Genomic DNA, 12371 nt, shown 5'->3' with positions numbered 1-12371 from the left:
GTGCCGTTCAGTTCCTTCTCGATCAGGCCTTCCTGGATGCCGACCAGCGCGGTGGCGTGCGTCAGGTTCGGGAAGTACCCGATGCGGACCTCGGCGGCCGACAGCTTCTTGCCGTCGGTGGCCGCGACGTTGGTCTTGGCGTCTTCCTTCTTCGCCTGGGAACCGTAGCCGCAGGAAGCGAGCGCACCGATCAGGAGCGGCAGAGCGGCAGCGGCGACGATGCCGCGGCGGAGGGCGGTGCGGGTGCTGGCGGTGGCAGGCACGGGAGGACTTCCTCTCGTGACGGCGTCATCTCATGACGCACGTCTTCGTTTGCGGAGCAGTGGCGGGTACGGCTGGTGGGGGGTGCGGGCGCGCATGCGGTGCGCGTACGTCATCGCGCACATCGCGCAACCCCTCCCTGGCCGCTGCCGAGAGCACCGCTGCCCACGCGGCCGCCCTCCTTCGCGAAGGTCGAATAGATGTCGGAAATCATAAGTTAGAAGTCCCAACCTTCCTCGTCGGCCTGGACGTTTGTCTCGGCCTTGGAGGCGAAGGACTCGCCCGCCATGCCCGCCGCCAGGGTGGTGCCGTCGGCAGGGTCGATGAGCAGGAAGGATCCGGTGCGGCGCGAGTCGGCGTACGCGTCGAGCGCGAGGGGCTCGGCGGTACGGACGACCACGCGGCCGATGTCGTTGGCCACCAGCTGCCCGGGGTTCGGGTGCTGGGACAGGTCGTCCAGGGTCAGCCGCGAGGGGATCTCCTTGACGATCGCCTTGACCGTGCGCGTCGTGTGCTTGATCAGCACCCGGGCGCCGACGGCCAGCGGCTGGTCCGCCACGTGGCAGACCGTCGCCTCGACATCCTGCGTGGTGGCCGGGGCGTTCGCGGACGGCGCGATCAGGTCGCCGCGCGAGATGTCGATGTCGTCCGTCAGACGCACCGTCACCGACTGCGGGGCCCAGGCGATGTCGACGCTCTCACCGAGCGCGTCGATGCCCGCGATCACGCTGGTGCGGCCCGAGGGCAGCACGGTCACGGCCTCGCCGACGCGCAGCACGCCGGAGGCGATCTGGCCCGCGTAGCCGCGGTAGTCGGGGTGCTCGGCGGACTGCGGACGGATCACGTACTGCACCGGGAAACGTGCCGGGCAGGCCGTGAGGTCGTGGCTGACCGGGACGGTCTCCAGGTGCTCCAGCACCGTCGGGCCGCCGTACCAGTCCATGTTGGCGGACGGTTCCACCACGTTGTCCCCGGCCAGGGCCGAGATCGGGATCGCGGTGATCTCCGGGACGCCCAGGTCCGAGGCGTACGCGGTGAACTCCTCGGCGATCGCCGCGAAGACCGACTCCTCGTAGCCCACCAGGTCCATCTTGTTGACGGCCAGGACCACGTGCGGGACGCGCAGCAGGGCCGCGACGGCCGCGTGCCGGCGGGTCTGCTCGATCACGCCGTTGCGGGCGTCGACCAGGACCACGGCCAGGTCGGCGGTGGAGGCGCCGGTGACCATGTTGCGGGTGTACTGCACGTGCCCCGGGGTGTCCGCGAGGATGAACCGGCGGCGCGCGGTGGCGAAGTAGCGGTACGCGACGTCGATGGTGATGCCCTGCTCCCGCTCGGCCCGCAGGCCGTCGGTGAGCAGCGCGAGGTCGGGAGCCTCCTGGCCGCGGGCCTGGGAGACCGCCTCGACGTGCTCCATCTGGTCGGTCAGGACCGACTTGGAGTCGTGCAGCAGCCGGCCCACCAGGGTGGACTTGCCGTCGTCGACGGAACCGGCGGTCGCGAAGCGCAGCAGCGTGGTCGCCGCCAGATCGGCGAACTGCTCTGTGGTGGAGGTCATTTCTAGAAGTACCCTTCGCGCTTGCGGTCTTCCATCGCGGCCTCGGACATCTTGTCGTCGGCGCGGGTCGCGCCCCGCTCGGTGAGCCGGGAGACGGCGATCTCGGCGATCACGGCGTCCAGCGTGGTGGCGTCGGAGTCCACCGCGCCGGTGCAGGACATGTCGCCGACGGTGCGGTAGCGGATGAGACGCGTCTCGGGCGTCTCGCCCTCCTTCGGGCCGCCCCACTCGCCGGCCGTCAGCCACATGCCGTTGCGCAGGAACACCTCGCGCTCGTGGGCGAAGTAGATCTCCGGCAGCTCGATGCCCTCGCGGGCGATGTACTGCCAGACGTCCAGCTCGGTCCAGTTGGAGAGCGGGAAGACGCGCACGTGCTCGCCGGGTGCGTGGCGGCCGTTGTAGAGCTGCCACAGCTCGGGGCGCTGGCGGCGCGGGTCCCACTGGGAGAACTCGTCGCGCAGGGAGAAGACGCGCTCCTTGGCGCGGGCCTTCTCCTCGTCCCGGCGGCCGCCGCCGAACACGGCGTCGAACTTCAGCCGCTGGATCGCCTCCGTCAGCGGAACGGTCTGGAGCGGGTTGCGGGTGCCGTCGGGGCGCTCGCGCAGCTTGCCGGCGTCGATGTACTCCTGGACGGAGGCCACGTGCAGGCGCAGGCCGTGCCGGGCGACCGTGCGGTCGCGGTACTCCAGCACCTCGGGGAAGTTGTGGCCCGTGTCGACGTGCAGCAGCGTGAACGGCACCGGCGCCGGCGCGAACGCCTTGAGCGCCAGGTGCAGCATGACGATGGAGTCCTTGCCGCCGGAGAAGAGGATCACCGGCTTCTCGAACTCGCCCGCCACCTCACGGAAGATGTGCACGGCCTCGGACTCGAGGGCGTCGAGGTGTGACAGCGCGTAGGGCGCGTCGGTCTCGTCGTGGACGTGTGCGACGGTCGTCGTCATGCCAGACCCCTCTCGGTGAGCAGCGCGTGCAGGGCCGAGGCCGACTCCTGCACGGTCTGCGTGTGCGACTCGATACGCAGGTCCGGTGACTCCGGGGCCTCGTAAGGGTCGTCGACCCCGGTCAGACCGGAGATCTCGCCCGCCGCCTGCTTGGCGTACAGGCCCTTCACGTCGCGCTCCGAGCAGACCTCGACCGGGGTGGCCACGTGGACCTCCAGGTACGAGGTGCCCTCGGCGCCGTGCCGCTTGCGGACGGCCTCACGGCTGTCCGCGAACGGTGCGATCACCGGCACCAGCGCCTTGACACCGTTGCTCGCGAGGAGTTCGGCGACGAAGCCGATCCGCTGCACGTTGGTGTGCCGGTCCTCGCGGGTGAAACCCAGGCCGGCGGAGAGGAACTCGCGGATCTCGTCCCCGTCGAGCACCTCCACGCGGTGGCCCTCGGCGCGCAGCCGCTCGGCCAGCGCGTAGGCGATGGTGGTCTTGCCCGCGCTCGGCAGCCCGGTCAGCCACACGGTGGCGCCCTGGTCGCTCACGCTCATCTGCTCTGTCTCCGTAAGTTCTTCGCTGGTCGTCATCAGCCGTGCAGTCCGCACTCGGTCTTGCCGCGCCCGGCCCAGCGGCCGGCCCGCGCGTCCTCGCCCTCGGCGACGCGCCGGGTGCAGGGGGCGCAGCCGACGGAGGCGTAGCCGTCCATCAGCAGCGGGTTGGTGAGTACGCCGTGCTCGGCGACGTACGCGTCCACGTCGTCCTGGGTCCACCGTGCGATCGGGGAGACCTTGACCTTCTGCCGCTTCTCGTCCCAGCCGACCACCGGGGTGTTCGCCCGGGTCGGGGACTCGTCGCGGCGCAGGCCCGTCGCCCATGCGGCGTAGGCGGTCAGGCCCTCTTCCAGCGGCTTGACCTTGCGCAGCGCGCAGCAGAGGTCCGGGTCCCGGTCGTGGAGCTTCGGGCCGTACTCCGCGTCCTGCTCGGCGACGCTCTGACGCGGGGTCAGGGTGATGACGTTGACGTCCATCACCGCCTCGACCGCGTCACGGGTGCCGATGGTCTCCTCGAAGTGGTAGCCCGTGTCGAGGAAGACCACGTCCACCCCGGGGAAGACCTGCGAGGCGAGGTGGGCGACGACCGCGTCCTCCATGGAGGAGGTCACGGCGAACCGCTTGCCGAAGGTGTCGGCCGCCCAGCGCAGGATGTCCGGCGCGGAGGCGTCCTCCAGGTCCCGGCCCGCCTGCTCGGCCAGTTCCTTGAGCTCCTCCGCCGTGAGACGCACGTCTTGATCGGTGGTCATATCCCGTCCCCTCCCGCTGAATCCGACTGGACCCCCCGGGCCAGCAGCCCGAGGTACTTCAGCTGGAAGGCCCGGTTGCAGGCCCTGCATTCCCACGCGCCGTGGCCCGTCTCGTTGGGAAACAGGTCCTCGTCGCCGCAGTACGGGCAGTAGAACGGTGCGGCGCGCTCGCTCACGAGAGGCTCTTCTCGTCCGCCCGGGCGACCCACGCCGCGAAGCGCTCGCCGTCCTCGCGCTGCTCCTCGTAGCTCTTGACGACCCGCTCGACGTAGTCGGGCAGACCGGCCGAGGTGACCTTGAGGCCGCGGACCTTGCGGCCGAAGCCGGCCTCCAGGCCGAGGGCGCCGCCCAGGTGGACCTGGTAGCCCTCCACCTGGTTGCCGTCGTCGTCCAGGACCAGCTGCCCCTTGAGACCGATGTCCGCCACCTGGATACGGGCGCAGGCGTTCGGGCAGCCGTTGATGTTGATGGTGAGCGGCTCGGCGAAGTCCGGCAGGCGGCGCTCCAGCTCGTCGATCAGCGAGGCGCCGCGCGCCTTCGTCTCGACGATCGCCAGCTTGCAGAACTCGATGCCGGTGCAGGCCATCGTGCCGCGGCGGAAGGGGGACGGCTTGACCCGCAGGTCCAGCGCCTCCAGCGCCTCGACGACCGAGTCGACCCGGTCGGCCTCGATGTCGAGCACGATCATCTTCTGCTCGGCGGTGGTGCGCAGGCGGCCGGAACCGTGCTGCTCGGCGATGTCCGCGATCTTGGTCAGGGTGGCGCCGTCGACGCGGCCCACGCGGGGCGCGAAGCCGACGTAGAACTTGCCGTCCTGCTGCTGGTGGACGCCCACGTGGTCGCGCCACTGGCCGGTCGGCTGCTCGGGAGCGGGGCCGTCGGTCAGCTTGCGCTGCAGGTACTCGTCCTCCAGGACCTGGCGGAACTTGGCCGGGCCCCAGTCGGCGACGAGGAACTTCAGGCGGGCGCGGGTGCGCAGCCGGCGGTAGCCGTAGTCGCGGAAGATCGAGATGACGCCCTCGTAGACGTCCGGGACCTCGTCGAGCGAGACCCAGGTGCCCAGGCGCACACCGAGCTTGGGGTTGGTGGACAGGCCGCCGCCGACCCAGACGTCGAAGCCGGGACCGTGCTCGGGGTGGTTCACGCCCACGAAGGCGATGTCGTTGATCTCGTGCGCCACGTCGAGCAGCGGCGAGCCGGAGATCGCGGACTTGAACTTGCGGGGCAGGTTGGAGAAGTCCTTGTTGCCCACGATGCGGCGGTAGATCTCGTCGATGGCGGGGGTGCCGTCGATGATCTCGTCGAGGGCGATGCCGGCGACCGGCGAACCGAGGATGACGCGGGGCGTGTCACCGCAGGCCTCGGTGGTGGACAGGCCCACGGCCTCCAGCCGGCGCCAGATCTCGGGGACGTCCTCGATCCGGATCCAGTGGTACTGCACGTTCTGGCGGTCGGTGAGGTCGGCGGTGCCGCGCGCGAACTCCTCGGAGATCTCGCCGATCACGCGGAGCTGCTCGGTGGTCAGCCGGCCGCCGTCGATGCGGACGCGCAGCATGAAGTACTCGTCGTCCAGCTCCTCCGGCTCCAGGATCGCGGTCTTGCCGCCGTCGATCCCGGGCTTGCGCTGGGTGTAGAGGCCCCACCAGCGCATACGGCCGCGCAGGTCGTTGGGGTCGATCGAGTCGAAGCCGCGCTTGGAGTAGATCGTCTCAATGCGTGTCCGCACGTTGAGACCGTCGTCGTCCTTCTTGAACTGCTCGTTGCCGTTGAGGGGCGTGTGGTGTCCGACGGCCCACTGGCCCTCGCCGCGGTGACGGCCGGTCTTGCGGCGCGCGGCGGCTGCGGGCGCGGCTGCAGGCGTTTCGGGGGTGGCGGCCATGGCGGTACGTCCTTCTTCGGCGGCTCGAGGCAAGGGCAGGGGGAGGCGGCGGCGCTCCCCTGCGGCTCGGCGGCTCCGAGCGGGTGCGGCTGATTCCCGCTCCGCGCCGGGGTTGCCGGCGGGCAGGGCGGTGCTTCGGCCTTCAGGGGGCTAGCGGGTGATCGGCGCGTCCGCGGCGGCGGGGACGGCGGCGATGTGCGGCGTGGCTGGTTCCGTCAGCGCGCCGGACAGATGGCGCTGGACATGCGGCCGAGGTCGACGTGCCGCCGACTCACCAAGGCAATCCCAGCTCCATTCATGGCGGAAGCGTGTCATGTGCCGATTGGAGGAGTCCACTACTGTCCACGATTCGGACGAACTCGTCCCGCATTGTGGGATGGCGTGACGGGGGTCACTCCGTCTGTGCTTCCGGGCGGCTCGGAGCGGGGGCCTCCCTCCCGCTCATCTGCGGCGCCGCTGCGGGGTCCGGGGCGGAGCCCCAGGAGCCGGGGGACCCGGCTCCCAGGGCTCCGGCCGTGCCCGGCCGACCGGCCCCGGAGGGGCTACGCGCCGGGCCACGGACCGGGGGTCGGGGTCTCTTCCTTGGACTCCGTCTCCGTCTTGAAGACCTTGAAGCCGCGCCGCTCGTAGTTGCTCATCGCCGTCGGGCCGTCCTGGCTGCAGGTGTGCACCCAGACCCGCCGGGTCGGCGCCCGGTCCGGCCAGCGCTCCGCGAGGTCCCACGCCCGCCGCACACCGACGGACAGCAGGTGCCCGCCGATGCGGCGGCCGCGGAAGTCCGGGAGGAGACCGAAGTACATGATCTCCACCACACCGTCGTCCTGCGGGTCGAGCTCCACGTACCCGGCCGGCGTGCCCCGGTCGTACGCCACCCACGTCTCCACCCCCGGCCGGTCCAGCTGCTCCACCCACTGCGCGCGGGTCAGCGACAGCCGGTCCGTCCAGTGGATGTCGCCGCCCACCGAGGCGTAGAGGAAGCGGCTGAACTCGGGGGAGGGGACCTCCGCCCGCGAGATCGTGATCTCGGGGCCCGGAACGGCCGCCGGGACGAGGTCCGACGGCGAGGTCATTTCCAGGGACCAGGTGGTGAGGGTGATGGTGCTCATGCCCTTCAGGGAATCACGCCGGGCCCCCCGTGCCCCAGGCGGGCCCTGATCACCGCGGGAGCGGTGGAGTGCGGGAGCAGGCCGGCCGGGTCCTGCGGGCGGATCAGTTCCACCTCCACGTCCTCCGCGAAGCGGTACGGCCGGTGGGCCAGGACCCCCGCGAGGTGGCGGCGTACGCGGGACAGCTCGGCCCGGACCGTCACCGTGCGTGTCGGGTCCCCGAACAGCTCCGCGGACAGCTCCGCCGCCGAGCGCCCGCGCGGGCTCTCCGCCAGCAGGAACAGCAGCTCGGCGTGGCGCGGGCTCAGCTCCTGCGACCAGCTCCCGGAGGGCCCGTACACCGTCGCCGACCAGAATCCCGCCCGGCTGAGGTCCAGGACGATCCGGGTCGCCGCCGTGCTCGCCCGGTCCGGGGCGACCCGCAGCAGCCAGCCGCCGGGCAGCGGCTCCACCACGCACTCCCCGAGCCGCGGCACCCACACCGGGCCCGGCCCGAAGGTCTTCGGCAGCGGGATCCGCTCCGCCGGGGCCAGGCCCGTCACCGCCGCCGTCCAGCCGTTCGGGTCCACGGCCAGTGCCCGCCCCGGCAGCCGGGCCAGCAGCGGCGCCGCCACCGCCCGCAGCCGCTCCAGCGACTCCAGGTGGCGCACGCGCAGCTCCCGCTCCGCGAGGCGGGCCACCGAGCTCACCCATGCCAGCGTCGCCGGATGCATGGTGGCCAGCGGCCCGCTGACGTCGACCACGCCCAGCAGCCGTCCATCGCGCGGGTCCCGTACGGGCGCCCCGGCGCAGGTCCAGTCGTGGTGGCTGGAGACGAAGTGCTCGGCCGAGAACACCTGCACCGGGCGCCGGGCCACCAGGGCGGTGCCCACCCCGTTCGTGCCGACGACGGCCTCGTCCCAGTCGGCCCCGACCGCGAAGCCGAGCCGGTCCGCCTTGCGCAGGATGGAGGAGTGCCCCTCCCGCCACAGCAGCCGCCCGTCCGCGTCCGCGACGACCATGATGTGCAGGGCCTCGTCCAGGGCGGGCAGCAGCCCCTCGCGCAGCACCGGCAGGACCTCCCGCAGCGGCGACACGTGCCGCCGCTCCTCGGTCTCGGCGGCCGACAGCATCCGCGAGCGCGCGTCCCGGTCCGGGTGCACCCCGCCGGCCAGCATCCGGCGCCAGGACTCCGCGATCTCCGGCCTGGGTGCGGTCGGCGGTCGGTCCCCGGCGAGCGCCGCCGCCCGTACGCCCTTGAGCAGACGGGCCGCCGCCCGCGCGTCCATGGCCGAGATGCGTGCCACATCGACCGTGCTGCCTGTGGTGTCGGCCACCGGAACCTCCCCGTGCGAACAGGACGTACGACGCGAGCCGTCCGGGCGGTCCGCGCATGCCGCTTCCCCCGGCACCCCGACGGACGGCTGCCGACTCAAAGGTTGCAACGGTATGCAACTCTCGCCAAGTCCCGGTCGCCCGACCGAAACTGTCCGCACGCTGCAGAGCGGCGTGCGGCTCCTCCTCGGGGCTTCGGATCAGGGGTGGTGCCGAGTCGGCGCGGCGCCACCCCTGTACCGGTGATGGGCCCGGATCCCGGCCGGGAGCGGTTTGGGGACCGCAGCGGAGCCCGACGGGGGCTCCCTTCCTAGCCCGCGATCCGCGCCCGTTCCACCACCGCACGCAGATCGAGGCTGTGCGGCAGCGTGCCGAAGGCCGTGCCCCAGTCGCCGCCCAGCCGCGAGGCGCAGAAGGCGTCCGCGACCTCCGGCGGGGCCCACCGCACCAGCAGCGATCCCTGGAGCACCAGCGCCATCCGCTCGACCACGCGGCGGGCCCGTGCCTCGATGCCCTCCAGATCGGCGAGATCCGTCAGCAGGTCCTTGATGGCCGAATCCAGCCGGTGGTCGGCGCCCCGGGCCAGGCCGACCTCCTGGAGGAAGGCGTTCAACGCCTGCGGCTCCCGCTGGAGGGCGCGCAGTACGTCCAGCGCCTGCACGTTGCCCGAGCCCTCCCAGATGGAGTTGAGCGGGGATTCGCGCAGCAGTCTCGGCAGCCCCGACTCCTCTACGTAGCCGTTGCCCCCCAGACATTCCAGGGCCTCCGCCACCATCGGCGTACAGCGCTTGGTCACCCAGTACTTGGCGGCGGGCACGGCCAGGCGCAGGAAGGCCTTCTCCTGCTCGGTCCCGGCGTCGTTGGCGGCTGCCAGGCGCAGGGTCAGGGTCGTGGCGGCCTCCGACTCCAGGGCGAGGTCGGCGAGCACGTTGCGCATCAGGGGCTGGTCGATGAGCGGTGCTCCGAAAGCGGAGCGGTGCTCCGCGTGGTGCACCGCCTGCGTCAGGGCCTGCCGCATCAGGGAGGCCGACCCGATGACGCAGTCGAGCCGGGTCGCCGCGACCATCTCGATGATGGTCCGCACGCCGCGGCCCTCCTCACCGACCCGCCGCGCCCAGGTCCCGTCGAACTCCACCTCGCTCGACGCGTTCGACTTGTTGCCCAGCTTGTCCTTCAGCCGCTGGATCGCGAAGACGTTGCGCGTGCCGTCCGGCAGCACCCGCGGCACCAGGAAGCACGTCAGTCCGCCCGGAGCCTGCGCCAGCACCAGGAAACCGTCGCTCATCGGCGCCGAGCAGAACCACTTGTGCCCGGTCAGCAGGTACTCGCCGGACGCGTCCAGCGGCACCGCGGCCGTCGTGTTCGCCCGTACGTCGCTGCCGCCCTGCTTCTCCGTCATCCCCATGCCGAAGAGCACACCGCCCTTCTCGGCGGCCGGCCGCAGCCCCTGCTCGTACACGTGCGAGGTGAGCCGCGGCTCCCACTCGGCGGCGAGCGACGGATCGGCGCGCAGCGCCGGCACCGCCGCGTGCGTCATCGAGATCGGGCAGCCGTGCCCCGCCTCGGCCTGCGACCAGATGAAGAACCCGGCGGCGCGGCGCAGGTGCCCGGCCGGACGCCCCCAGGCGTCGGTGAGCCCGGAGGACACGGCGTGCCCCAGCAGCCGGTGCCAGGCCGGGTGGAAGTCCACCTCGTCGATCCGGTTCCCGTATCGATCGTGGGTCCGCAACCTGGGCGGATTCTCGTTCGACTGCACACCCCATTCCTGGGCCTGCGCGGAACCCGCCGCGCGCCCGAGGTCCGTGAGCTCCTGCCTTACCTCGCCGAGGAGTTCGGGATCAGCGGATGCGAGGTGACGCTCGACGCCCTCGGTGAGGGCCCGATCGCCGCCGTAAACGTCGTAGCCCACCAGGGGCGGGGCCTGGTTGCTGACTGTGTGGGTGGTGGCTGCCATGCGGATACCGTAAGGACGTGCAGCCAGCAAAAGAAACACCCGAGCGGATCCCAGGACGGCTCCACCGGGCCCGCGCCCTCTACCGCAACGTCTCGAAGCGGAAGATGGGCTGGCTGCTGCTGAAGGACACCGTCAACTCGTGCATCGAGTACCGCATCCTCGGTCTCGCGGCCGAGGCGGCGTTCTTCACGCTGCTCTCGCTGCCCCCGCTCTTCCTCGGCCTGCTGGGTCTGCTCGGCTACGTGGACGGCTGGACGGACACCCGGACGGTGGAAAGCATCGAGGAGAACATCCTGGCGGCGGTCGGCACGGTCCTGTCCGACCGGGGCGTCAACGACATCGCGCGGCCCCTGCTCGACGACGTCACCGGTCGCGGCCGCCCCGACCTGATCTCGCTCGGCTTCGCCTTCGCGCTCTGGTCGGGATCGCGCGCCGTGAACGTCTTCATCGACACCATCACCGTGATGTACGGGCTCGACGGCCAGCGCGGCATCGTCAAGACCCGGCTGCTGGCCTTCCTGCTCTACATCATCGCCCTGCTCATCGGTGCGATCGTGCTGCCGCTGATGGTGGTGGGACCGGACGCCGTCGTCCGGCTGGTGCCCTGGGGCACCGAAGTGATCGCGGTCCTGTACTGGCCCACCGTGACCCTGCTGTCCATCGCCTTCCTGACGACGCTCTACCACGTGTCCGTCCCCGTCCGCTCGCCGTGGATCGAGGACGTGCCGGGGGCGCTGGTGGCCCTCGCCATGTGGGTGCTGGGCTCGTTCCTGCTGCGGATCTACCTCACCAACACGGTGGAGGGGCCGACGATCTACGGATCGCTGGCCGCGCCCGTGGCCGTACTGCTCTGGATCGGCATCTCGGCCTTCGCGGTGCTGGTGGGCGCCGCCGTCAACGCCGCGATCGACCGCGTCTGGCCCTCCGTGGCCACAGCGGCGGCCCGCGAGGCGAACGAGCGGGCCCGCGAGGCGGAGGCCGCCCAGCTGATCGCGCGGGCCGCCGCCTGGCGGGCCATGGCGGAGGGCGAGTCGGAGGACGACGAGGACGACGGGATGCCGTCGGAGTTCCCGGAGCGGTGGTCGAAGTTCCTGCCGCCCGAGGACTACCACTCCCGGCTGCGCAAGCACTGAGCCCACGGGCCGGACACCCCATGGGGGTGCCTTCCCGGTCAGGCCGGGCCCTTCACCCCCCAGGCGGTGAGCAGACCGGGGGAGAGCGCAGCGCAGTCCGGTGACTCCAGGTAGCGGATCGCAGCGTCGATCGCCGCGTCGTCGACGAGCCCGGTGGCCGTCATCGGCTCGCGGGCACGGTCCCACGTGTCGGCCCAGAAGCGGCTGATGGGGCTGCCGGGCAGCAGCGGGGGGACATGGATCTCGGCCCCCACGGACAGCAGACCGGCCTCCCGCAGGTGCTCCGGATAGTCCGGCACCCAGGACACGTCGGTGCCCAGGCTCTCCCGCAGTCCCTGCCACATCGCCCGCATGACCCGGCCGTACGTGGTCGTGGGCGCGGCCGGGGTCGTCAGGTCGACCGCGTCGCCGAGGACCAGGACACCGCCCGGGGCGACCAGGGAGGCGAGCTTGCGGATCATCCGCGGCCAGTTCCGCAGGTGCATGAGCACGAAACGGGCGTGCACCAGCCGGAACTGTCCCGGACCGAAGTCCAGGGCGGTGATGTCCGCCTCCAGCGCAGTGAGCCCCGGCACCGGGTGCGCCCCGAGGAAGGCGGTGTCCCGGTCGACGGCGAGGACCTCGGCGACCCCGGCCCGCTCCAGGAGGAGCCGGGAGACCGTGCCCGTCCCGGCGCCCACGTCCAGGCAGCGCCACCCCGGTCCGGCACCCAGGGCGCGCAGCCGGGCCAGGGTGAACTCGTCGTAGGCGAGCGCCCCCAGGTCGATGCGGTCGTCCTCGCCCGCCTGCTCCGGCCGGAACACCGTCTCGCCGTAGTGGCCGCCGGCCGCACCGTCGGGACGCGGCGGCGGGTCGTCGTCGGGGAGATTCACGTCCGGACCTCTTCACGGGGCGGGGAAAGGGGACGCGGCCCGCATCGGCGCCGCCGCCCCAC

The 12371-nt window shown here is 71.9% G+C and carries 12 protein-coding genes and 1 pseudogene; 1 reads left to right on the top strand and 12 read right to left on the bottom strand.

Annotated features, from left to right (window positions below; all coding sequences use genetic code 11):
• The 11 genes and pseudogenes from ACWGE1_RS12200 to ACWGE1_RS12150 form a co-directional block, all read right to left on the bottom strand.
• A pseudogene (locus tag ACWGE1_RS12200) lies at positions 1-263 on the bottom strand (sulfate ABC transporter substrate-binding protein); the annotation flags it as partial.
• Between the two features lie 215 nt (positions 264-478).
• Positions 479-1819 carry a sulfate adenylyltransferase subunit 1 gene (locus ACWGE1_RS12195; protein WP_453420418.1) on the bottom strand — a complete coding sequence of 447 codons (1341 nt, stop codon included), beginning with the start codon at positions 1817-1819 and terminating at the stop codon, positions 479-481.
• A 2-nt stretch (positions 1820-1821) separates the two neighbouring features.
• The gene (gene cysD, locus ACWGE1_RS12190) at positions 1822-2760 is read right to left on the bottom strand and encodes a sulfate adenylyltransferase subunit CysD (RefSeq protein ID WP_453420417.1); all 939 of its coding nucleotides are present in this window, start codon (positions 2758-2760) and stop codon (positions 1822-1824) included.
• Positions 2757-3302: an adenylyl-sulfate kinase gene (gene cysC, locus ACWGE1_RS12185; RefSeq protein ID WP_327265045.1), complete on the bottom strand. Its 546-nt coding sequence runs from the start codon at positions 3300-3302 to the stop codon at positions 2757-2759. Before cysC ends, cysD begins: the two co-directional genes overlap by 4 nt.
• Before the next feature lie 35 nt (positions 3303-3337).
• Positions 3338-4051, bottom strand: a complete 714-nt coding sequence (locus tag ACWGE1_RS12180; RefSeq protein ID WP_453420416.1) for a phosphoadenylyl-sulfate reductase — start codon at positions 4049-4051, stop codon at positions 3338-3340.
• Positions 4048-4227 (bottom strand): hypothetical protein, encoded by a 180-nt coding sequence (locus tag ACWGE1_RS12175; protein WP_030009617.1) that lies wholly within the window; start codon positions 4225-4227, stop codon positions 4048-4050. Before ACWGE1_RS12175 ends, ACWGE1_RS12180 begins: the two co-directional genes overlap by 4 nt.
• Complete coding sequence (locus ACWGE1_RS12170; protein WP_453420415.1) at positions 4224-5930, bottom strand: nitrite/sulfite reductase; 1707 nt, start codon at positions 5928-5930, stop codon at positions 4224-4226. The genes ACWGE1_RS12175 and ACWGE1_RS12170 overlap by 4 nt, the downstream gene beginning before the upstream one ends.
• A 215-nt stretch (positions 5931-6145) precedes the next feature.
• Positions 6146-6229, bottom strand: coding sequence for a putative leader peptide (locus ACWGE1_RS12165; RefSeq protein WP_312847410.1), 84 nt, complete (start codon positions 6227-6229; stop codon positions 6146-6148).
• 243 nt (positions 6230-6472) lie between these two features.
• Positions 6473-7036, bottom strand: a complete 564-nt coding sequence (locus tag ACWGE1_RS12160; protein WP_453420414.1) for a GNAT family N-acetyltransferase — start codon at positions 7034-7036, stop codon at positions 6473-6475.
• Positions 7037-7041: 5 nt separating this feature from the next.
• Positions 7042-8304: a GAF domain-containing protein gene (locus ACWGE1_RS12155; protein ID WP_453420420.1), complete on the bottom strand. Its 1263-nt coding sequence runs from the start codon at positions 8302-8304 to the stop codon at positions 7042-7044.
• A gap of 356 nt (positions 8305-8660) precedes the next feature.
• Complete coding sequence (locus ACWGE1_RS12150; RefSeq protein WP_453420413.1) at positions 8661-10304, bottom strand: acyl-CoA dehydrogenase family protein; 1644 nt, start codon at positions 10302-10304, stop codon at positions 8661-8663.
• A 17-nt stretch (positions 10305-10321) separates the two neighbouring features.
• Here ACWGE1_RS12150 and ACWGE1_RS12145 point away from each other — a divergent pair, with 17 nt between their 5' ends.
• Complete coding sequence (locus ACWGE1_RS12145; protein ID WP_453420412.1) at positions 10322-11437, top strand: YihY/virulence factor BrkB family protein; 1116 nt, start codon at positions 10322-10324, stop codon at positions 11435-11437.
• Positions 11438-11475: 38 nt separating this feature from the next.
• Here the strand turns inward: ACWGE1_RS12145 and ACWGE1_RS12140 are convergent, their stop codons facing one another.
• Positions 11476-12309, bottom strand: coding sequence for a class I SAM-dependent methyltransferase (locus ACWGE1_RS12140; protein ID WP_453420411.1), 834 nt, complete (start codon positions 12307-12309; stop codon positions 11476-11478).
• Between the last annotated feature and the right edge of the window lie 62 nt (positions 12310-12371).

It is taken from the genome of Streptomyces sp. NPDC054932 (assembly GCF_053610205.1).
The sequence above is the reverse complement of the archived record's forward strand: the minus strand, read 5'-3'. Positions and strand labels throughout refer to the sequence as shown.

What these genes read in the sequence shown, in the direction of transcription:
- ACWGE1_RS12195 (WP_453420418.1), bottom strand. Translation starts at nt 1,819, where the DNA reads ATGACCTCCACCACAGAGCAGTTCGCCGATCTGGCGGCGACCACGCTG.
- cysD (WP_453420417.1), bottom strand. Translation starts at nt 2,760, where the DNA reads ATGACGACGACCGTCGCACACGTCCACGACGAGACCGACGCGCCCTAC.
- cysC (WP_327265045.1), bottom strand. Translation starts at nt 3,302, where the DNA reads ATGAGCGTGAGCGACCAGGGCGCCACCGTGTGGCTGACCGGGCTGCCG.
- ACWGE1_RS12180 (WP_453420416.1), bottom strand. Translation starts at nt 4,051, where the DNA reads ATGACCACCGATCAAGACGTGCGTCTCACGGCGGAGGAGCTCAAGGAA.
- ACWGE1_RS12170 (WP_453420415.1), bottom strand. Translation starts at nt 5,930, where the DNA reads ATGGCCGCCACCCCCGAAACGCCTGCAGCCGCGCCCGCAGCCGCCGCG.
- ACWGE1_RS12165 (WP_312847410.1), bottom strand. Translation starts at nt 6,229, where the DNA reads ATGAATGGAGCTGGGATTGCCTTGGTGAGTCGGCGGCACGTCGACCTC.
- ACWGE1_RS12160 (WP_453420414.1), bottom strand. Translation starts at nt 7,036, where the DNA reads ATGAGCACCATCACCCTCACCACCTGGTCCCTGGAAATGACCTCGCCG.
- ACWGE1_RS12155 (WP_453420420.1), bottom strand. Translation starts at nt 8,304, where the DNA reads ATGGACGCGCGGGCGGCGGCCCGTCTGCTCAAGGGCGTACGGGCGGCG.
- ACWGE1_RS12150 (WP_453420413.1), bottom strand. Translation starts at nt 10,304, where the DNA reads ATGGCAGCCACCACCCACACAGTCAGCAACCAGGCCCCGCCCCTGGTG.